General features: G+C 71.1%; 20 protein-coding genes. 8 read left to right on the top strand and 12 right to left on the bottom strand.

What is annotated here, in order from left to right; genetic code table 11:
* Positions 1 to 20: 20 nt before the first annotated feature.
* From QK442_RS09240 to QK442_RS09225, 4 genes are all read right to left on the bottom strand, one after another.
* A complete protein-coding gene (locus tag QK442_RS09240; protein ID WP_282693372.1) occupies positions 21 to 1718 on the bottom strand; it encodes a mobilization protein in 1698 nt (565 codons plus the stop codon).
* On the bottom strand, positions 1708 to 2259 hold the full coding sequence (locus tag QK442_RS09235; protein ID WP_282693400.1) for a hypothetical protein: 552 nt from the start codon (positions 2257 to 2259) through the stop codon (positions 1708 to 1710). Before QK442_RS09235 ends, QK442_RS09240 begins: the two co-directional genes overlap by 11 nt.
* Positions 2260 to 2574: 315 nt before the next feature.
* Positions 2575 to 3750 (bottom strand): DUF3631 domain-containing protein, encoded by a 1176-nt coding sequence (locus QK442_RS09230; protein ID WP_282693399.1) that lies wholly within the window; start codon positions 3748 to 3750, stop codon positions 2575 to 2577.
* Between the two features lie 592 nt (positions 3751 to 4342).
* On the bottom strand, positions 4343 to 4537 hold the full coding sequence (locus tag QK442_RS09225) for a helix-turn-helix domain-containing protein (RefSeq protein WP_116158880.1): 195 nt from the start codon (positions 4535 to 4537) through the stop codon (positions 4343 to 4345).
* A 121-nt stretch (positions 4538 to 4658) separates the two neighbouring features.
* On the opposite strand from QK442_RS09225, the gene QK442_RS09220 reads away from it, so the two are divergent.
* A complete protein-coding gene (locus QK442_RS09220; protein WP_282693371.1) occupies positions 4659 to 5159 on the top strand; it encodes a helix-turn-helix transcriptional regulator in 501 nt (166 codons plus the stop codon).
* 24 nt (positions 5160 to 5183) lie between these two features.
* Positions 5184 to 6338, top strand: a complete 1155-nt coding sequence (locus QK442_RS09215) for a site-specific integrase (RefSeq protein ID WP_282693370.1) — start codon at positions 5184 to 5186, stop codon at positions 6336 to 6338.
* Between the two features lie 7 nt (positions 6339 to 6345).
* Here the strand turns inward: QK442_RS09215 and sodN are convergent, their stop codons facing one another.
* The gene (sodN, locus tag QK442_RS09210) at positions 6346 to 6741 is read right to left on the bottom strand and encodes a superoxide dismutase, Ni (protein ID WP_030207400.1); all 396 of its coding nucleotides are present in this window, start codon (positions 6739 to 6741) and stop codon (positions 6346 to 6348) included.
* Between the two features lie 142 nt (positions 6742 to 6883).
* Between sodN and sodX the strand changes: the two genes are divergently transcribed.
* Positions 6884 to 7318: a nickel-type superoxide dismutase maturation protease gene (gene sodX / locus QK442_RS09205; RefSeq protein WP_282693369.1), complete on the top strand. Its 435-nt coding sequence runs from the start codon at positions 6884 to 6886 to the stop codon at positions 7316 to 7318.
* Here the strand turns inward: sodX and QK442_RS09200 are convergent.
* Positions 7213 to 7851, bottom strand: a complete 639-nt coding sequence (locus QK442_RS09200; protein WP_282693368.1) for a CGNR zinc finger domain-containing protein — start codon at positions 7849 to 7851, stop codon at positions 7213 to 7215. The genes sodX and QK442_RS09200 overlap by 106 nt on opposite strands.
* A gap of 115 nt (positions 7852 to 7966) precedes the next feature.
* Here QK442_RS09200 and QK442_RS09195 point away from each other — a divergent pair, with 115 nt between their 5' ends.
* Complete coding sequence (locus QK442_RS09195; RefSeq protein WP_282693367.1) at positions 7967 to 8716, top strand: class I SAM-dependent methyltransferase; 750 nt, start codon at positions 7967 to 7969, stop codon at positions 8714 to 8716.
* Between the two features lie 233 nt (positions 8717 to 8949).
* On the opposite strand, the gene QK442_RS09190 is transcribed toward QK442_RS09195, so the two are convergent.
* Genes QK442_RS09190 through QK442_RS09180 form a run of 3 tightly spaced genes read right to left on the bottom strand, consistent with a single transcriptional unit; the run spans position 8950 to position 11666 of the window.
* Entirely contained in the window at positions 8950 to 9717 is a 768-nt protein-coding gene (locus QK442_RS09190; protein ID WP_282693366.1) for an amino acid ABC transporter ATP-binding protein, read from the bottom strand.
* A complete protein-coding gene (locus QK442_RS09185; protein WP_282693365.1) occupies positions 9714 to 10664 on the bottom strand; it encodes an amino acid ABC transporter permease in 951 nt (316 codons plus the stop codon). Before QK442_RS09185 ends, QK442_RS09190 begins: the two co-directional genes overlap by 4 nt.
* Before the next feature lie 39 nt (positions 10665 to 10703).
* Positions 10704 to 11666, bottom strand: a complete 963-nt coding sequence (locus tag QK442_RS09180) for an ABC transporter substrate-binding protein (protein ID WP_282693364.1) — start codon at positions 11664 to 11666, stop codon at positions 10704 to 10706.
* 544 nt (positions 11667 to 12210) lie between these two features.
* Between QK442_RS09180 and QK442_RS09175 the strand changes: the two genes are divergently transcribed.
* From QK442_RS09175 to QK442_RS09165, 3 genes are all read left to right on the top strand, one after another.
* Positions 12211 to 13422, top strand: coding sequence for an NADP-dependent malic enzyme (locus QK442_RS09175; RefSeq protein WP_282693363.1), 1212 nt, complete (start codon positions 12211 to 12213; stop codon positions 13420 to 13422).
* A 280-nt stretch (positions 13423 to 13702) separates the two neighbouring features.
* Positions 13703 to 14668, top strand: coding sequence for a zinc-binding dehydrogenase (locus tag QK442_RS09170; RefSeq protein WP_282693362.1), 966 nt, complete (start codon positions 13703 to 13705; stop codon positions 14666 to 14668).
* A 211-nt stretch (positions 14669 to 14879) separates the two neighbouring features.
* A complete protein-coding gene (locus QK442_RS09165; RefSeq protein ID WP_282693398.1) occupies positions 14880 to 16181 on the top strand; it encodes a cellulase family glycosylhydrolase in 1302 nt (433 codons plus the stop codon).
* A 16-nt stretch (positions 16182 to 16197) separates the two neighbouring features.
* Here the strand turns inward: QK442_RS09165 and QK442_RS09160 are convergent, their stop codons facing one another.
* Both QK442_RS09160 and QK442_RS09155 read right to left on the bottom strand, forming a co-directional pair.
* Positions 16198 to 17115: a PadR family transcriptional regulator gene (locus QK442_RS09160; RefSeq protein WP_282693361.1), complete on the bottom strand. Its 918-nt coding sequence runs from the start codon at positions 17113 to 17115 to the stop codon at positions 16198 to 16200.
* A 1-nt stretch (position 17116) separates the two neighbouring features.
* Positions 17117 to 17992 (bottom strand): DUF4097 family beta strand repeat-containing protein, encoded by an 876-nt coding sequence (locus tag QK442_RS09155; protein WP_282693360.1) that lies wholly within the window; start codon positions 17990 to 17992, stop codon positions 17117 to 17119.
* A gap of 183 nt (positions 17993 to 18175) precedes the next feature.
* On the opposite strand from QK442_RS09155, the gene QK442_RS09150 reads away from it, so the two are divergent.
* On the top strand, positions 18176 to 18991 hold the full coding sequence (locus QK442_RS09150) for a hypothetical protein (RefSeq protein ID WP_282693359.1): 816 nt from the start codon (positions 18176 to 18178) through the stop codon (positions 18989 to 18991).
* An 81-nt stretch (positions 18992 to 19072) separates the two neighbouring features.
* Here the strand turns inward: QK442_RS09150 and QK442_RS09145 are convergent, their stop codons facing one another.
* On the bottom strand, positions 19073 to 19312 hold the full coding sequence (locus QK442_RS09145) for a DUF6104 family protein (RefSeq protein ID WP_349239639.1): 240 nt from the start codon (positions 19310 to 19312) through the stop codon (positions 19073 to 19075).
* Positions 19313 to 19317 lie beyond the last annotated feature (5 nt).

Here is a 19317-nt window from a genome sequence, read left to right as displayed (position 1 = left end):
CCACTCGAGCGATACCGGGGTCAGCGGTGTCGACTGCGCTCTTCGGGACTCGTAGCCACTGGTGTGACCGGAGGGTGTGGCATGGCGGACGTGGGCAACGTTCCGCTGGTGGTGCTTCGGCTGCGAGCGGCTTGCGTCCGCCTGTTTGGTTGAGCGGTGATGCGCCAGTTGAGGACCTCGGCGGGGTGCTCGGCGCTGTCGAGTTCCCGTTGGGTGCCCATCTCGGCCAGTAGGCGTCGGGGGTTGTGGCCGGCGGTTTCGGCGTGGGCGAGGGTTGTGGTCAGGGCGGTCCAAGTGGGGTCGGCGAGGATTCGGTCGGCGTGGTCGGGGAGGGCCGCACGAACGTCCTGCTCGTAGCGGCTGGCGGTTGCGGCTCGCGGTGCGCGGAGGGCCAGGTCCGCCAGGACGGGGGCGGCGGCCTGTTGGTAGCCCGCCTGGAGGTGGCGGAGGGCTTCCTGGGCCGCTGTGGCCTGCTGCTCGTGGCCGCGTTGCTCGTGCCACTTGGCGGCGGCGCGGGCCAGGTGCACGGTGGCGAAGAGCAGGGCGATGGCGAGTCCGCCTGGCTGGTTGGAGGCGTAGGCGAGTTCCTTGGCGGCCTTGCGCAGGGCGGTGGCGGCTTGGTGGTCGGCGCGGGTGGCGGAGCGGCGGGCGCGGTTGAACGCCATCGCCGCTGCCTGCAGTTCCGCCTGGTGTGGGCCGGTCGTGGCGCTGGCGATGTTGTACAGGGCGTCGCCGAAGGCGGCCAGGTGTCCCTGGGCGGCGGCATCGTCATCGGAGTCGAGTACGGCGCGGGCCGTGTGTATGGCGGTGGTGGTGTGGCGCCATGGGTCGGCGGGGTCCGCCACATGCCGGGGGCGGTCGGCCATCTCCTGGCCAGGGAGGCGTTCGCGTAGGCGGTTGATGGAGAGGTCGGGGGCGAGTTTGGAGCCGCCGTACCAGACGGGTTCGCCGGCCGCGTTGGTGTCGCCGGGGGCGGCGAGGCTGTAGCCGATGACGTCGCCGGTCTCGGGGCCGAGGCGTGTTTTGACCTTGATGCCGAGGGACTGCAGGACGGTGAAGTAGTCGGCTTCGTTGCGTACGGCGGCGGCGACCGCGTACGCCTGCTCTCGCAGCCAGTGCCGTGCCGTGACCGTCTGGCCCTGGCGCTCGGTCTTGGCGCGTTCAGCGCCGGTGGGGGTGCGGGGCGCGGTGAGGTCGCCGGACTTCAGGCGGCGCAGGCCGAACTCGGCTTCGATCTTGCGGCATTCGGCTTGGGCGCGCTGTCCGTCGTGGTGGGTGCGGGGGCGGCGTCCGTCGGCGCGGACGGTGGTGGCCATGATGTGGATGTGGTCGTCGGCGTGCCGCACCGCGATCCACCGGCATGCCTTGTCGTCGCCCTCGGGGGCGATGCCGGTGGCGTGCACGATGCGGCGGGCGACCTCCGCCCACTCGGCGTCGGTGAGGTAGCGGTCGCCGGGCGCGGTACGGACCGGGCAGTGCCAGACGTGCTGGGGTGGCTTCTTGCCGCCCAGCTCGCGGGTGCGCAGGTCGACGTGGTGGTCGAGGCGCTTGGCGAGCTGGGAGTAGGTGGCTGCCGGGTCGCGGCCCGGGTCCGGGGCGCCGGCCATGTCCCAGGCGGCGACGATGTGAGGGTCGGTGTGTTCGTCTCGGCGGCCGGGGCCGAAGAGGTAGACGATGAGTCCGCGGGTGTCGGAGCCGGTGGAGACGTCAGGAACCATGCACGGTGCCTTCCGTCAGGAGCTGGTCGATCAGTCGGTAGCTGCTCTCGGCTGCTTGCTCGACGCGGTCCAGCACCTCCTCGGCGCGCTCGGGCACCGTTCCTCGGTGGATGGCTGCGGTGATCTGGTTGAGGTTGCCGCCGATGCGGTTCAGCGCGACCGTGTGTGCCTCGACGGCCTCGATCAGCGGGCGGACCGGGTCGTCCTCCGGGCTGCCGACCAGCTCCGCCTTGCCGAGGGCGACGGCGAGGGCGGCGTCGCCGACGAATCCGGCGAACTTCTGACCGCGCTGGTGGGCGGCGGCGCTGATCGTGCTCACAGCGGTCCGGGTGAAGCGGATGGTCTTCTCCTGGTCGCGCTTCTCCACGGTGCGCTTGCGGTTCATCAGTGCGGGCAGGGCGGGGGCGTCGAGGTCCCGCCAGGAGGGCTGCTCGACGGGCGGTTGGACGTCGGTCGGTGCCTGGGGACGGAGGGCGGCGGAGTCGGCTATGACCCCTTCCAGCTCGGGCGCCCCCTGGCGCTCGGCCTTCTCGTCCGCCACCCCTGGGGCGGGGGCAAGCGCGGACGAAGCCTCGTTAGAGGCTCGTTCGCTCCAGCTTGCTGCTGATCGGCGGGTCAGGCCGAAGAGCTTCTTTCGGCGGCGGGTGGGGGAGTTGTCGGTGCTCGTGTCGGGCATGGTGGTGCTCCGGTGGTCGTGTGGGGTGGGGCTTCGTCACGTCCGTTGCATCCGTCCCGTAGCTGGTCAGGACAGGTACGGAGGCGGTCGCAGGTACGGAGTGATCCGTATCGGCGAGGAACTCCGTCCCCGCGCTGACCTGCGCGGGGACGGATGCGACGGATTGATACGGAGCTAGTGTCAGCGAGTGGGCCTGGGGCCGGCAGGCCCGCCGGGCGGGCCGATGGGCAGGGTCCCGGTCGGAGGGGTCAGTGGCTTGCCCTGGGCTCGACGTGCGACCACGGTCTCGCCGGCTGCGGTTGCCGGTGGGACGGGGTCGGGGCAGTAGCGGGCCCAGGCGTCGAGGAACTGGTTGCGGGCGTACGCCTTCGCCTGCCTGCCGTTCTCGAAGCGGTGGTTGGCCGGACTGATGCCGAAGTCGCGCAGCAGGTTGGCCAGGTGGTAGGCATTCAGGCCCTTCGTCCCGTACTCGGCCCACGGCGCCTCGGCGTCCTGGATGAGCGCGGCGAGCAGGTCGTGGCTGCGCAGCGCTTCCTGGTCGCCCTGCTGCTCGAAGACTCGGCGGATGTCCCGTAGCAGCCGGGTCTTCAGCGTCGTCTGCTCGTCCTGGACCACCTCGTTGCGCGTCATGGCCAGGCAAGCCGCACGGGCCCGTGAGGGCCAGTGCCCGCCGGCCAGGTCGGCGACGATGACCAGCGGTTCCCACGTGTCGGCGGCCCGGTCTTCGACCGGCATCTGCGGAACCAAGCCCTCTGCGGTGCTCCGCAGCGGGCCCAGCCAGGCGGTCAGCCGGTCGCGCAACGCGTTCAGTTCCGGGACGGAATACCGCGAGCGGAACGGGGCTATGCGCTCACCCGGCTTTCGCTTCTGCATGCGGAGCACGACCGCCCGGTCCATGATCGTGTCCGGCAGGTCGCCGATGCCAGCCAGCGCGGCCATGGCGAAGGTCGGGAACGCGGTCGCCTTGTGTTCCGGGCCGGAGATCCGCCAGGCGGGGCGATTGCGCTGGTGTCCGGCGTTCAGCAGGCCACGCAGGTCCTCCTTGTCGCCGGCCTTGGGGCCGAAGATGGTGTCGGCCTCGTCCACCAGCAGCGTCGGCGGGTCCTCGCCGATGACGCGGAAGACCACCGCCGGTGAGGTGTTTACCGTCATCATCGGCTTGTGCACGGTCTCGTGGAGCACGTCCAGGACGCGGGACTTGCCGCAGCCCTTCGTTGGTCCCACCACCGCCAGGCGCGGCGCGTGCTGGAGGGCGGGCTGGATGTGGGAGGCCGCCACCCACAGGGTGACCGCGGTCAGGGCCTCCTCGCTCGGCAGCACGACGTACCGGCCGATCGCGGCGCGCAGATCGTCCAGTACGGCGGTCCCGTCCGGGTCCCGGTCCGCCGTGAGGCTGACACTCTCGCGGTCCCCAGTTCCCCTGCCGGGTTCGGGGACCGTCCCCGGAGCACCGTGGTCAACCCGGACCGGCGGTCCGGGTTCGCCGTCCGACTGACCGGAATTCTCCGTCCGGTCCTCGGCTTCCGGACCGGGCCCATGGTCCGGGTTCCCGGTCCGGTCCGGTAGGCCGCTGAGCTGCGCGTTCTCCGTCGGTCCGGGTTCCTGGTCCGGGCTGACCGGATCTCCGGTCCGCGTTTCGGTCGCGGGTCGGTCCGGTCGATCGTCGGTCCCGAGAAGGGCGGGCCGGCCGTCCGCTCGGTCCGGGTTGAGCCACGGGATGCCCTGGCCGGGGACCGCGGCGGCAGGCCAGACGGCCTTGTGGGATGTGTTCGAGGTGGCGGGGGACGTAGAGTCCTCCATCGGCGTTCCTCTCAGGTGAGGGACGGGACGTGCAAGGTCCCGCCATTCACTGGTTCGTTCGTTCAGGGATGGGCGATGTGCAGGGGAATCTCCGGCCCTCGGCGTTGGCGCGCCGGGGGCCGTTGCTGTGTCCGGGGCTGGCGGCGGCTCACGAGGCCAGGCCCCATTCCTCCTGGCCGGCGATCAGCGTGCGCTCGTAGCGCAGCAGCTCGGCCTCGGGGTACAGCACCCGCTTGCCGACCTTGATGCCGCGCGGCCCCTTCTTGATCTGGCGCCAGTAGCGGACTGTGCTCTCGGCGGTGCGGTAGCGCTCGGCGACCTCGGCGGTGGTCAGGTATCGCATGCATTCCCATTCGGCTAGGTGGCGATTCGATCTGCATAGAGTTGTACCCGACGATCCCCGGTTACCCAAATCGGGAAGCGCATGTTTCAATTTGGATAGCAAGGGTGACGATGGAGGTTCGATGGCAGGCGACAGGCCCGAAGGCGGCGAGGTGCCGCTGCTCTACAGCGAGGGGAACGTGGCCGCGCGCGTGGCGCTGGAGCGCGAGGTCAGAGGGTGGAGCACGACCGAGCTGGCCGAGCGGGTGACCAGAGCCGGCGTCAAGATGAACCAGACAGCGGTCTGGCGCATCGAGAACGGCACTCCCCGTCGTCGCATCAACCTCGACGAGGCCCTCGCCTTCTCCCGCGTCTTCGAACTCCCCCTCGAAGAGCTGATGTCACCGCCCCTGGAGGGGCTCGACATCGACAGTCGGCGCCTCGTCCAGGAGGCCGTCGAGGCGTTCTACGAGGCCCGAGACGCGCGCGACCGCCTGCACCACGCTGTGGTCGCCATCGCCGACCACATCAAGGCTCATCCCGACAGCTCGCGGGCGATCCACGACCAGTGCCTCCGCCTCATGGGCGACGAGCGCGACGCGCGCACGCTCAGCAACGACATCGCGGACGGCGGCCACTACTGACAACCGACACGAAGGAGAAGCCACTTGGCCAACATCCAGAAGCGCCCCAACGGCAAGTGGCGGGCCCGCTACCGCGATCTCGACGGCAAGGAGCACGCCCGCCACTTCGAGCGGAAACTCGACGCCCAGCGCTGGCTCGATGAGGTCACGGCGAGCATGGTCACCGGCCAGTACGTCGATCCGCGCGCCGGTCGCGTCACCTTCGAGAAGTACGCCGAGAAGTGGGAGGGCTCGCTCATCGCCAGCGAGGCGGGCGAGCGCATCACCGACAACGCGCTCCGGCTCCACCTCGTACCTGCGCTGGGCGCCCGGTCCATGGCGGCGATACGTCGCAACGACATACAGGTGCTCTTCAAGCACCTCTCCGACCAGCTCGGCCCCGGCAGCGTGCGGAACGTCTACGACGTCCTCGTGCGCGTTATGACGGCGGCCGTGGACGACAAGGTCATCGCCTCCAGCCCATGCCGCCGGATCACCCTCCCGGCCATGCCGGACGAGGAGGTCACCCCGCCCACGGTCGAGCAGGTCGAGGCGATGGCGCGCGTGATGCCGCCGTACATCCGCGCGGCGATCGTCACCCTTGCCGGATCAGGGCTGCGCATCGGTGAACTGCTCGGCCTGAAGGTGTCGGACGTCGACTTCAAGGCCGGCACCATCCGCGTCGAGCGCCAGCGGCTCCAGTCGGGGAAGGTCGGCCCGCCGAAGACCGCCAAGTCCCGGCGTACGGTCCCGGTCGGGGAGGTCGTCACCGACGCGCTCCTCGCGCATCTTGCCGCACGTCCGTCCAGGGAGTGGCTGTTCACCATGGAGGAGGGGGAGCCGCTGAACTACCGGCGGTGGAAGACCGAGTGGAACGGGGCTCGCAAGGCGCTCCAGGCGGCCGAGAACGGGGCCGCCGAGCAGGAGGGGCGTAAGCCCGTTGCGCTGCCGCACATGGTCACCCACGACCTGCGGCACTTCTACGCCTCCGCGCTCATCGCCGGCGGCGCGAGCGTCAAGCAGGTGCAGGTGGTCCTCGGGCATGCGTCCGCCGTCATCACGCTGCGGATCTACGCGCACCTGTGGCCGGGGGAAGAAGACCGCACCCGGGCCGTCATGGACGCCGTGCTCGGCGGCCTGCGGACCGGGTGCGGACAGCTAAGCGGCACGACCCGCGAAAGTGCAGGTCAGGCCGCCTAGAGGGAGATCAAGCCTTCTTCGTCTCCCAGAAGATGCGGTCGATCTCGGCGATGAGCTCCAGGGCCTTCTCGCCGGTCTTCGGGTCGGTGGACGCCTTGGCGGCCGAGAGGGCCTTCAGGGTGTCGTTGACCAGCTGGTTGAGCTCGGGGTACTTCTCGAAGTGCGGGGCCTTGAAGTAGTCGCTCCACAGGACCGAGACGTGGTGCTTCGCGAGCTCCGCGCGCTGCTCCTTGATGACCGTGGCGCGGGCCCGGAAGTGCGGGTCCTCGTTCGCCTGGTACTTCTCCTGGACAGCCTTGACGGACTCGGCCTCGATACGGGCCTGGGCGGGGTCGTACACGCCGCAGGGGAGGTCGCAGTGGGCGCTGACCTTGACCTTGGGGGCAAACAGGCGGGAGAGCATTGAGCCGTCCTTCCTCGTGATCGTCTTCTCAGGTGGGAGATTACTCGGTGAGAAGGGCGTTTTCGCGAGTGCCCCCTGGGGCTTAGGTCAAAAGTCCGGGGTTCGGACGGGACTCGTGTACGAGTCGACGAGAGGAGCGGGTGTGGAGCGGGAGGCTGCGGCGCCGGCCGGGGCGCCGTTCGGGATCGCCGAGGTGACGGGGGTGTCGATGGTGCCGACGCTGTTGCACGGGGACCGGCTGTTCGTGCGGTACGGGGGGCGCGTGCGGGTCGGTGACGTCGTGGTGCTGCGCCATCCGCTCCAGCAGGATCTGCTCATCGTGAAGCGGCTGGTCGGGCGACGGGACACCGGGTGGTGGGTGCTCGGGGACAACCCGGCGGCCGAGGGCGACAGCCGGGTCTTCGGAGCCGTACCGCCCGAACTGGTGCTCGGGCGGGTGGTGGTCCGGTACCGGCCGCTGACGCCGGGGCGTCAGCGTTCGGCGGGGGTGGTGCTCGGCTGGCTGTTCTCCGTGGTGCGACTGGTGCGGTCGGCGCCGTCGGCCCGTTCGGCCTCCAGGCGTTTGCGGGCCCGGTAGGCGGCCACGTTGGCGCGGGTGGCGCAGCGGTCGGAGCAGTAGCGCCGGGAGCGGTTGGTGGAGGTGTCGAGGTAGGCGTTGCGGCAGGGCGGGGCCTGGCAGAGGCCGAGCCGGTCGGCGCCGAACTCGGTCAGGTGGAAGGCGAGCCCCATGGCGGAGATGGCCGCGTAGCCGGCGGTCGCGTTGGAGGAGTGGTCGGCGAGGTGCATGTGCCAGCGGGGCCGGCCCTCCTCGTCGAGGGTGTCGTGGCCGGAGATCTGCGGGCTGACCGGGAACTCCAGGAGGAGGGAGTTCAGGAGGTCGACCGCGCCGGTGTGGTCGCCCTCGTCCGCCGCGGTGAAGACCGCCCGCAGCCGGCTCCGGATCGCGCGGAAGCGGGTCAGGTCGGCGTCGGTGACCCGGCGGGCCATCTGGGACGCCTCGCCGAAGAGCTCCTTGACCGCCTCGACGGAGGTGAGGCCGTCCCTGCCGCGGGCCGGCTCCTCGGTGTTGACCAGACGCACGGCGTAATCCGAGTAATAGGCCAGTTCCACTTGTAGTCCTTACGGTGGCGGGCTAGGGTCGGCGTCGAGGGGGTAACCGGTGTGCCCCCTTCGAGGGTATTACGTTCTCGGGTTTTCTGTGGCTTCGACGGCGGAGGATACGGACATGGGCGGCACCGACTGGGCGGGCTGGCAGCGGAGCTGGGACCGCCAGCAGGAGTGGTACATGCCGGACCGCGAGGAGCGGTTCCGCGTGATGCTCGACATGGTCGAGGCGCTGGTGGGACCGGAGCCCCGCGTCCTCGACCTCGCCTGCGGTACGGGAAGTATCACGGACAGGCTCCTCCGGAGGTTCCCGGGCGCGGTCTCCACCGGCGTCGACCTCGACCCCGCGCTGCTCGCCATCGCCCGCGGCACCTTCGAGGGCGACGGACGCGTCACCTTCGTGACGGCCGACCTCAAGGACCCGGGGTGGACCGCGCGCCTGCCGTGCGACACGTACGACGCCGTCCTCACCGCCACCGCGCTCCACTGGCTGCACAGCGAGCCCCTCGCCGCCCTGTACGGGCAGGTCGCCGGGCTCGTCCGGGAGGGCGGGGTCTTCATGAACGCCGATCACATGATCGCCCCGGCCACCCCGCGGATCAACGCCGCCGAGCGCGCGCAACGGCACGCCCGGATGGACGAGGAGAAGGCCGCCGGGGTCCTCGACTGGGCCGAATGGTGGGCGCTCGCCGCGAAGGACCCGGTCCTCGCCGAGCCCACCGCCCGCCGCTTCGAGATCTACGGTGAGCACGCCGACGGCGACATGCCCTCGCCCGCCTGGCACGCCGAGACCCTGCGGACCGCCGGCTTCGGCGAGGCCCGGCCGGTGTGGTGCTCGCCCTCGGACACCTTGCTGCTGGCCGTGAAGTAGGCCGCCGCGCCGGGCGTACGGAGGGGACCGGCGGTACGGGTGGGGCGTGGCCGCTCTGGGCGTACGGGGGAGGTCGCTGGGGCGTGGTCGGCTCCGGGCGTGCGGGGTGGCAGGCGCGCGTGCCCGTGGCCGCCCCGGACCTGCGGAGGCGACCGTACGGCGTCCCGGCCGCCGGGTGCGTACGAAGGGGCGGTACGGGCGCCGGGCCCGTACCGCCCCTTTCGTATCGGCCCTTACAGCACCTTGGACAGGAACGCCTTCGTCCGGTCGTGCTGCGGGTTGGTCAGGACGTCCCTCGGGTGGCCGGACTCGACCACCACGCCGCCGTCCATGAAGACCAGCGAGTCGCCGACCTCCCGGGCGAAGCCCATCTCGTGGGTGACGACGATCATCGTCATGCCCGACTCGGCGAGGTCCCGCATGACGTCGAGGACGTCACCGACGAGCTCCGGGTTGAGCGCCGAGGTGGGCTCGTCGAAGAGCATCAGCTTGGGCTCCATCGCCAGCGCGCGGGCGATGGCGACGCGCTGCTGCTGGCCGCCGGAGAGCTGCGAGGGGTAGTTTCCCATCCGGTCCCGCAGGCCGACCCGGTCGAGCAGGCGCTCGGCCCGCTCGCGGGCGACGGCCCTCGACTCGCCCTTCACTTGAACGGGTGCCTCCATCACGTTGGCCAGGGCCGTCATGTGGGGGAACAGGTTGAAGCGCTGGAAGACCATGCCGATGTCCCGGCGCTGCGCCGCGACCTCGCTGTCCTTCAGCTCGTACAGCTTGTCGCCCTTCTGGCGGTAGCCGACGAGCTGACCGTCGACCGAGAGCCGGCCGCCGTCGATCCGCTCCAGGTGGTTGATGCACCGCAGGAAGGTCGACTTGCCGGAGCCGGACGGGCCGACCAGGCAGAACACCTCTCCGCTGCGGACCTCCAGGTCGATGCCGCGGAGGATGTGGGCGGCGCCGTAGGACTTGTGGACGCCCTCCGCCTTGACCATGGGCTGACCGGTCATGCCGATGCCTCCGGGGAACGCTTGAAGGTGGCGAGGTTCGTCCTCACCCGCTGCCACGGGGTGGGCGGCAGGTTACGGGTCGAACCGCGGGCGAAACGGCGCTCCAGGTAGTACTGGCCGACGCTGAAGACGCTGGTCAGCACCAGGTACCAGATGGAGGCGACGAAGAGCATCTCCATCACGGCGCCGGCGGTGCTGCCGATGTTCGAGGAGGCGCGCAGCAGCTCGGTGTACTGCACGGCCGAGACCAGCGACGAGGTCTTGAGCATGTTGATGAACTCGTTGCCCGTCGGCGGCACGATCACCCGCATCGCCTGCGGCAGCACGATCCGGCCCATGGTCTTCGTCTGGGACATGCCGAGCGCGTGCGCCGCCTCGGTCTGGCCCTCGTCGACCGACTGGATGCCGGCGCGGACGATCTCCGCCATGTAGGCGCCCTCGTTCAGGCCGAGGCCGAGCAGGGCCACCATGAACGGCGTCATGACGTCCACGGTCTCGTTCTTGTAGATCGGCCCGAGGTTGATGAACTCGAAGATCAGGGCCAGGTTGAACCAGATGAGGAGCTGCACGTAGACCGGCGTGCCGCGGAAGAACCAGATGTAGAGCCAGGCGACGGCACCCGTCACCGGGTTCTTCGACAGCCGCATCACGGCGAAGAGGACGCCGAGGACGAGACCCAGCGCCATCGCGGTGATGCTGATGAGGATCGTGTTCCACAGGCCGGTGATGATCGAGGGGTCGAAGAGCTTGTCCCCGACCGTGTCCCAGATGATGTTGCCCTGGGAGAAGGCGTAGACGAGCCAGCCGAGGAGGGCGACGACCACGACGCCGCTGACCCAGCGGCCGTAGTGCCGGACCGGGATGGCCTTGATCGCTTCGTAGGGGGTGCCCGAGGGGCCGGACCCGGCCGGCGTGGGGGCCGGGTCCTTGCTGAGCTTGTCAGTCACGACGACTGCCCTTCAGTGGTGCGAGGGTGAGCAGGCGGATCACTTGCCGGCGTTGATCGTGGCCGACGTGACCGCGCTGTCCTCGACGTCCCACTTCTTCAGGGCGTCGGCGTAGGTGCCGTCCTTGATGATGGCGTCGAGCGCCTCCTTGACGGCGTCGCGCAGCTGGGGCTTGTCCTTGGAGACAGCGATGCCGAAGAGGCCGACGTCGCTCTGGTTGCCGACGACCTCGAAGTCATTGCCGCCGCCGGAGGTCTTCGCGATGTACGAGGCGACCGGGTAGTCGTTCAGGTCGGCGACCGCGCCGCCGGCCTTCACGCGGGTCTGGGCCTCGGCGTCGGTGTCGAAGGCCTGGATCGTGAGCTTGTTCGAGCCGCACTTCTCGGCCTGGGCCTTGAAGGTGTCCTCGTAGATCGTGCCGCGCTGGACGGCGACGGTCTTGCCGCACAGGTCGTCGAGGGAGTTGACGTTCTGCGGGTTGCCCTTCTTGACCAGCAGGGAGACGCCGGAGGAGAAGTAGTCGACGAAGTCGACGCCCTTGCCGATCTTCTTCCCGTCGTCGTCCAGGCCCTCCTGGCGCTTCTTGTTGTCCGTCATGGAGGACATGACCAGGTCCTGGCGGCCGGTCTCCAGGGAGGTGATCAGGCCGTCGAAGGTGCCCGAGGTGAACTCGAACTTCACACCGAGCTGCTTGCCGAGGGCCGCGGCGATGTCGGGGTCGACGCCGACGATCTTGCCGTTCTCGACGAACTCCATCGGGGCGTACGAGGCGTCCGTGCCGACCTTGATGACGCCGGCCTTCTGGATGTCCGCGGGCAGCTTGGAGAAGAGCGGGGCGGCGTTGTTGGCGGTGCTGTTCTCCGGGGTGGAGCCGCCGCTGTTGGTCTGGTCACCGCAGGCGGTCAGCAGCATCGAGCCGGCGACCGCGATGGCGGCGACCGCGGCAAGACGGGAGGTGCGGGTCTTGGCGGCGGTCGTACAGCGCGTGGAGCGTGCGGTCATGGTCGGGATCCTCCGGCGTGTGGGAGTTGCCATAGGCGTTGCCAATGGACGCGTACTCGTCTTCGAGTGTCGCGACCTCGTGTGATTACGGCATCTTGCCATTCGGACCGCCTCAAACCGACGGCCACGGATGTCAAAATCGGGTAACGGGTGATGGCCGAACCCCGACAGGCCGGTACATCAAGGCCGGATCTTCTTTCGTTGTCCTCCCTCTTCGCCGAAGAATCTCTTGTTGATCTCGCCATTCGGACGACACGAAGGCCGTCAAACGGGTGGTGCGGCCATCTGTCCGGACATCCTGTGACGAGTCGTTCTCCGTCCTCCACCGGACGCGGTACGTATGAGTCGCATCACCGAGTGGATACGGACTCGTCTGCGGTGCCGTCTGTCCGGTAAGAAGGATCCTTACACCCCTCATCCGGGGCTCAGGGCGCGTTGTGCGGCGCGCCCGCGCGGCTGCCCGACACGGCGGCCGCGGGACCCGCCCACCGCTCCACACCAGGAGCGGCAACCCTCGACAACAGACATAAGGGGTCTCACCCACATGGCAGCGGAGATCGTCAATCCTCGCAGCGAGAGCGGTACGGAAGGAGCTCCCGAGGAGCCCTTCGACCCGGCTTTCGCCCTCCACCGCGGCGGCAAGATGGCCATTCAGGCCACCGTCCCCGTCCGTGACAAGGACGACCTGTCCCTCGCGTACACCCCCGGCGTCGCCAAGGTGTGCACCGCCATCGCCGAGCAGCCCGACCTGGTCCACGACTACACGTGGAAGTCCCAGGTCGTCGCCGTCGTCACCGACGGCACCGCGGTGCTCGGCCTCGGCGACATCGGCCCGGAGGCCTCCCTCCCGGTCATGGAGGGCAAGGCCATCCTCTTCAAGCAGTTCGGCGGTGTGGACGCCGTCCCGATCGCCCTGGCGACCACCGACACCGACGAGATCGTCGACACCGTCGTCCGGCTCGCCCCGTCCTTCGGCGGCGTCAACCTGGAGGACATCTCGGCACCGCGGTGCTTCGAGATCGAGCGCAAGCTCCAGGAGCGCCTCGACATCCCGGTCTTCCACGACGACCAGCACGGCACCGCGATCGTCACCCTCGCCGCCCTGCGGAACGCGGCGAAGCTGACCGGCCGGACCCTCGGCGACCTGCGCGCCGTCATCTCCGGCGCCGGTGCCGCCGGTGTGGCCATCGCCAAGTTCCTCCTGGAGGCCGGCATCGGTGACGTCTGCGTCGCCGACCGCAAGGGCGTCGTGAGCCGCGACCGCGAGGACCTCACGGACGCCAAGCGCGAGATCGCCGAGCTCACCAACAAGGCGGGCCTCGCCGGCTCCCTGGAGACCGCCCTCGCCGGCGCCGACGTCTTCATCGGCGTCTCCGGCGGTACGGTCCCCGAGGCGGCCGTCGCCTCCATGGCGAAGGACGCCTTCGTCTTCGCCATGGCCAACCCGAACCCCGAGGTCCACCCCGACGTCGCGCACAAGTACGCCGCCGTCGTGGCCACGGGCCGTTCGGACTACCCCAACCAGATCAACAACGTCCTCGCGTTCCCCGGCATCTTCGCCGGTGCGCTCCAGGTCCGGGCCTCCCGGATCACCGAGGGCATGAAGATCGCCGCCGCCGACGCCATCGCCGGTGTCGTCGGTGACGCGCTCGCCGCCGACTGCGTCATCCCGTCGCCGTTCGACGAGCGGGTCGCCCCGGCCGTCGCGGCCGCGGTCGCCGCCGCCGCGCGCGCCGAGGGCGTCGCCCGCCGCTGACACCCCGTCGGCTGAAGGTCCCTGGGAGGGCCCCGCTCCCGTCCGCCGCATCGGACGGGAGCGGGGCCCTCTCGTGTACCGCCCGGCCGGTCGCGGGTGGGGCGGCCCTCTCGCGTACCGCCCCGCCCCTGGTCGCGGGTGGGGCCCTCTCGCGTACCGCCCGGCCCCGGTCGCGAGCGGGGCCTCTCGGGGGCCACCCGGCCCCTGGCCGCGGGAGGGGACGCGCGTCACAGCGGGTGGTGGTTCCGTGCGGTCCCCGTCGCCGCCTAGGGTCGGGGCCATGTTCGCTGCCTACGCCGCCCGAATCGACCGCGACCAGCCCCTGAACGGCCTTGAGTTGGGTGAACGCCCCGAGCCCGACGCCCGCCCCGGCTGGACCACCGTCACCGTCAGGGCCGCCTCCCTCAACCACCACGACCTGTGGTCGCTGCGCGGGGTCGGACTGCCCGAGGAGAAGCTGCCGATGATCCTCGGCTGCGACGCCGCCGGCATCGACGAGGACGGCAACGAGGTCGTCCTGCACTCCGTCATCGGCCAGACCGGCCACGGCGTCGGGCCGAACGAGCCCCGCTCCATCCTCACCGAGCGCTACCAGGGCACCTTCGCCGAGCGCGTCACCGTCCCCGCCTGGAACGTGCTGCCCAAGCCGAAGGAGCTCTCCTTCGCCGAGGCTGCCTGCCTCCCCACCGCCTGGCTCACCGCCTACCGGATGCTCTTCACCAACGCCGGTGTCCGCCCTGGCGACTCGGTCCTCGTCCAGGGCGCCGGCGGCGGCGTCGCCACCGCCGCGATCGTCCTCGGCAAGGCGGCCGGCCTGCGGGTCTTCGCCACCAGCCGGGACGAGGCCAAGCGGAAGCGGGCCGTGGAGCTCGGCGCCGTCGAGGCGTACGAGCCCGGGGCGCGGCTGCCGCAGCGGGTGGACGCCGTCATCGAGACCGTCGGCGCCGCCACCTGGTCGCACTCGGTCAAGTCCCTGCGCCCCGGCGGCACCCTGGTGATCTCCGGCGCCACCAGCGGCGACCGCCCCTCGCACGCCGAGCTGACCCGGATCTTCTTCCTGGAGCTGAAGGTGGTCGGCTCCACCATGGGCTCCAAGGACGAACTGGAGGACCTCCTCTCCTTCTGCGCGGCCACCGGCGTCCGGCCGGTGATCGACGAGGTGCTGCCGCTGGACCGGGCCCGCGAGGGCTTCGAGAAGATGGCCTCCGGCGAGCTCTTCGGAAAGATCGTGCTGACGACCTCTTGATAGTGGGTCGCTCGTCCTGATGGGATCTCCGGCACGCGAAAGGTGAACAACGCTCACATCCTCGTGCCGGAGGTCCTCCGTGTCCCGCTCGTCGCGCACCACCCTCCTCGTGGCGACCGCCGTCGCCGCCTCCCTGCTCACCGCAGCCGTCCCCACCGCCACCGCCACCGCCGCTGCCGCCGGGCCTCGTGCGGAGAGCGGAGGGGACGGGATACCCGCCCTCACCGACTCCCGCGGACGCGTCCTCACCCTGCGCGGCTGGAACGTGGAGGACAAGACCAACCGCGGCGACGCCGCCCTCTCCGCCGTGACGGAGAAGCACTTCCGCGACATGCGCGCCAAGGGCTTCAACTTCGCCCGCCTCCTCGTCTTCTGGGACGACCTGGAACCACAGCCCGGCCGCTACAGCCAGACCTACCTGCGGAAGATCGAACGGATCCTGGACTGGGCCGAGAAGCACGACGTCAAAGTCCTGATCGACGCTCACCAGGACGTCTTCGGCCCCGCCTTCGGCCACCGGGGCATCCCCGCCTGGGCCACCAGGACCGACGGACTGCCCTTCACCCCCCACCCCGACGACTGGTTCTCCGAGTACTTCGAACCCGCCGTCCAGCGCGCCTTCACCCACCTCTACGAGGACGAGGACCTCCGCCGAGCCCAGGCCCGCATGTGGCAGGTGCTCGCCGAGCGCCTCGGCGACCATCCGGCGGTCCTCGGCTACGACCCGATCAACGAGCCCATGGGGGAGATCCGCGAGGGCGAGGACCTGCCCACCGCCGCCCGCCGGATCGAGCGCGAACAGCTCACCCCCCTCTACAACCGCCTCGCCGACGCGATCCGCGAGGTCGACCGGGACGCCTGGATCTTCGTCGAGCCGACCCCGATCGTCGGCGAGGGTGTGCCCACGGGCCTGGGCCGGATCGACGACCCGAAGATCGTCTACGCCCCGCACTTCTACAACACCGGCATGGAGGCCGGCGCCGACTACGACCCCACCGCCGGTTGGATCGAGAGCTACGAGCAGGCCGTCACCCTCTACCCCAAGGAGTACAAGGTCCCCGTGGTGGTGGGGGAGTGGGGCCCGCTCAACAACTCCCTGCCGAACATGAACCGCTTCTACCGGGACGCCATGGCCTCCCTCGGCCGCTACACCTCCGGCTGGGCCGGCTATGTCTGGTGCTACGGCGGCGGCTACTGCGCCGTCGACGGCACCGGCGCCTTCCGCACCAACAAGGAGCTGACCGCCGAGCCGTACGCGGAGGCCGTCGCCGGCCGGGTGAGCTCCGCCGCCTACGACCCGGCGACCGGCGTCTACCGCCTGGAGTACGCGGCCGCCGGCCCCCGCGGCTCCCGGTTGACCGAGCTGGCCCTGCCGCCCGGCGACTGGAAGGTCACCGCCCGCGGAGCCCTCGTCCTCCACGACCGCGACCGCGGCCGGGCCCGTGTCGTCGCCGCCCCGGACTCCCGGGTCACCGTCACCGCGACCCGGACCGGCACCGACGTCCTCCCCTGACCCGGCGGGCGGGCGCTCAGGCGTCCGAGCGGGGGCGGAGCATCCGGGTGAGGTGGGCCGCCGTCGTGCCGAGGTGACGGCGGGCCTCGGCCAGCTGGGCGTCCGTCACCCCGTGATCCCGGGCCGCGTCCCGGACCTCGTCCCGGAACCGGTCGAGCAGCCGGTCCAGGTCGCGGGCCGGATCGCCCGACCCCGCCGTGTCCCGCGCCCACGCGGGTATCCCGACCGGTTCGTCCGCCCGCGCTTCCCGGGCTGCGGTCGCCGTGTCCGCCGCCGCGTCACGGGCCTTGGGGTGGTGGCCCGTGACGAGGTCGCCCAGCTGGGCGGTGATCCCCGACAGGCCCTCCCACATGGTCTGCGGCCACTCGCCCCGGGCGAAGCGGCTCTGGACCTCGTCCTGCACCTGCTGGGCGATCCGCTGGAACTCCTTCGCCTGGAGCTTCGCCGAGCGGGCCTCCTCCTTCGCCTGCCTGGCCTGCTCCTTCCACTCCCGCTTGGCCTTGCGCAGCTCCTCCCTGGCGTCGGCGAAGGAGCCCCCCTCGGCCGTCCGGGCCCGGCTCGCCGCCGCGCGCATCTCGCTGCGCACCCGCCCGGCCGCACCCCGTACGTCCTCGCGGATCTCGGCGGCCAGCTCGGCGACGGAGTCCCGGATCTCCCGCTCCAGGGCATCCAGTTCGGCCTCCCGGCCGGCCAGCTCGGCGCGGCCCGCGTCGGTGATCGAGTAGACCTTCCGGCCGCCCTCGCTGGTGTGGGTGACCAGCCCCTCGGCCTCCAGCTTGGCCAGCCGCGGGTAGACCGTGCCGGCCGAGGGGGCGTACAGCCCCTGGAAACGCTCCTCCAGGAGCCTGATCACCTCGTAGCCGTGACGAGGGGCCTCGTCGAGCAGCTTCAGCAGGTAGAGCCGGAGTCGGCCGTGCGCGAAGACAGGGGGCATGTCAGAGCACCTTTCCTGAGGTGGGGGCGGAGGCGGGGTCGGCGGGCTCCGGGGCCTCGGCGGACTCCGGGCGGCTCAGGAGGGCGATCGAGCCGGAGACCGTGGTCGCCTTGAGGGTGCCGCTGCCCGCGCCGAGCGTCCCGGTGAGGGACTTGGTGCCCCACCCGCCGCTCACCCGCAGGTCCTCGAAGGCGCTCGACACCGCGCCGCTCGTGGTGCTCGCCTCGACCCGGGCGTCCGCCCGGTGCGGCAGCCTGATGGCGACCTCGCCGGAGACGCTGGTGAGCCGGATGTCGGCGGGTGGGGCACCGGCCGGCGCCGGGTCCAGATCGAGGACCATGTCCCCGCTGACCGTCTCCGCCCGCACCGCGGCGCCGGAGCCCTCGATCACCGTCACGTCACCGGTCACCGAGCTCACCCGCAGCGCGCCCGTCACCGACTGGGCCTCCAGGGAGCCCGAGACGCTCTCGGCGCGGACCGGTCCCGAGAGCCCCACGAGCGTGGTGGAGCCCGTCACCCCGCGCACCTCGGTGCGGCCCCGCAGCCCGGACAGCACCGCGTCCGCCGTGACCACGCCCACCTCGACCTCGGCGCCCGCGGGGACGGCGACCGAGACCACGGCCCGTCGCTTGTGGGCCTGGGTGTCGAGCCACTTGAGGATGCCCTTCCAGTGCAGGTCCTCGTAGGTCACCGTCAGGGTGGAGCCCTCCTGGGTGACGATCAGGGGCGGGCCCTCGATCTCCGAGACCTCCACGCGTGCCGTGCTCTCGTCGGTGCCCACCACGTTCACCGCGCCGCCCACGACGCGGATGCGCAGCCGTGACACGGGGTCGGCGGGCGTGAGTTTCACCGGCTCGGTGACGGACCACTCGGTCATGGTGGCGACCTCCCGTTTCCTCGGATTCCTCGAAGCTCTCGTCGAGCGGTACGACGCGACGCAACATATCGCGACTTCTCGATTCACGATATATCGTGGTGACGCGAGGTCAACCCTGATTCATCCCTGACAGGGTGGGAGCAGTCGCCCCCATACCTGGACAAACTGGCCTAGCGTGGGCTCATGAACGCGACATCCGGACCGAGCCCCGCCGGGGCGCTGCTGCTGTGCCGGGCCGAACCTCCGGCTGTCCGGCCGCCCGCACAGCTCCTGCGGGAGGGGCTGCTGCTCGCCCCCGCCGGAGCCGACTGGAGCGTCCTCGTACCGGAGGACAGGCCCTGGCAGGACGGCGGGGAGCCCGTCGAGCGGGTCGTCACCGGCTGGGCCACCGCCCTCGCCGTGTCCGCCGCCACCTGGCCGGTCCTCGCCCTCTGGTGGGACGCCGACCACGCCGGGATCACCCTCGCCGCGGGCTTCCGCCGGACCGTCGGCTACACCTGGCTCGCGGACGGTACCCCGGCCGGCGAGGACGAGGCCATGCGGACCTTCGCCGACCGCCTCGGCCTCGACCCCGTCCTCGACGTCCAGGCACTGGAGCCGCTCACCCTCCCCGACCCCGAGGGTGACTTCCGTACCCGCCTCCTCGGCCTCGTCGCCGTCCTCGCCCGCACCGGCCTCGACCTGCCCGCCGGCCTCATCCCCGGCGAGACCCCCGGCCGGCTCCGCGAGGCCGCCCTCGCCGCCGGCGCCGAGCACCTGGAGTGGCCCGGTCTGTTCGACGCCGTCCGTTCCGAGCTCGACGCCGTGGAGGAGAGCCCCCTCGGCCCGTACCTGCGCGGCCCCAGGGCGCGCGTCCTCGGCGGAGCCCAGCTCGCCGCGGGGGTCCCGCTGCTCCTCTGGGGGCTCGCCCGGCGCAGCGGCGGCTGGGCCGCGGCGGGCGCCCTCCTCGTCGCCCACGGCGCCCTGGGCCTCGCCTACGACCGCCTGCGCGAGCGCTGACACGCGCGGCCCGCGGCGTACAACGCATGAAAACGCCGAGGGCCCCTCCCACGTGGGAGGGGCCCTCGGCGAGGGCACTGCCTACTCGTCGTCGTCCTCGTCGTCGAGGCGGGCCAGCCAGGTCGCGAGGCGCTCGACGGGCACCTCGAAGTCGGGGTTGAGATCGACGAAGGTCCGCAGCTGCTCGGCGAGCCACTCGAAGGTGATCTCCTCCTCGCCGCGCCGCTTCTCCAGTTCCTCGATGCCACGGTCGGTGAAGTACATGCGATCCAGGATAGGCCCGTCCGGACACGCCGGAGGCCCGGCACCCCCGGACGGAATCCAGG

This window comes from Streptomyces sp. CC208A (assembly GCF_030010625.1).
In the GTDB taxonomy this organism is placed as follows: Bacteria; Actinomycetota; Actinomycetes; order Streptomycetales; family Streptomycetaceae; genus Streptomyces.
Note: the sequence above shows the minus strand (reverse complement) of the source record. Positions and strands in the feature narration are given on the sequence as shown.

What these genes read in the sequence shown, in the direction of transcription:
- QK442_RS09150 (WP_282693359.1), top strand. Translation starts at nt 18,176, where the DNA reads ATGAACGCGACATCCGGACCGAGCCCCGCCGGGGCGCTGCTGCTGTGC.
- QK442_RS09195 (WP_282693367.1), top strand. Translation starts at nt 7,967, where the DNA reads ATGGGCGGCACCGACTGGGCGGGCTGGCAGCGGAGCTGGGACCGCCAG.
- QK442_RS09170 (WP_282693362.1), top strand. Translation starts at nt 13,703, where the DNA reads ATGTTCGCTGCCTACGCCGCCCGAATCGACCGCGACCAGCCCCTGAAC.
- QK442_RS09190 (WP_282693366.1), bottom strand. Translation starts at nt 9,717, where the DNA reads ATGACCGGTCAGCCCATGGTCAAGGCGGAGGGCGTCCACAAGTCCTAC.
- QK442_RS09225 (WP_116158880.1), bottom strand. Translation starts at nt 4,537, where the DNA reads ATGCGATACCTGACCACCGCCGAGGTCGCCGAGCGCTACCGCACCGCC.
- QK442_RS09160 (WP_282693361.1), bottom strand. Translation starts at nt 17,115, where the DNA reads ATGCCCCCTGTCTTCGCGCACGGCCGACTCCGGCTCTACCTGCTGAAG.
- QK442_RS09220 (WP_282693371.1), top strand. Translation starts at nt 4,659, where the DNA reads ATGGCAGGCGACAGGCCCGAAGGCGGCGAGGTGCCGCTGCTCTACAGC.
- QK442_RS09180 (WP_282693364.1), bottom strand. Translation starts at nt 11,666, where the DNA reads ATGACCGCACGCTCCACGCGCTGTACGACCGCCGCCAAGACCCGCACC.
- QK442_RS09175 (WP_282693363.1), top strand. Translation starts at nt 12,211, where the DNA reads ATGGCAGCGGAGATCGTCAATCCTCGCAGCGAGAGCGGTACGGAAGGA.
- QK442_RS09155 (WP_282693360.1), bottom strand. Translation starts at nt 17,992, where the DNA reads ATGACCGAGTGGTCCGTCACCGAGCCGGTGAAACTCACGCCCGCCGAC.
- QK442_RS09240 (WP_282693372.1), bottom strand. Translation starts at nt 1,718, where the DNA reads ATGGTTCCTGACGTCTCCACCGGCTCCGACACCCGCGGACTCATCGTC.
- sodN (WP_030207400.1), bottom strand. Translation starts at nt 6,741, where the DNA reads ATGCTCTCCCGCCTGTTTGCCCCCAAGGTCAAGGTCAGCGCCCACTGC.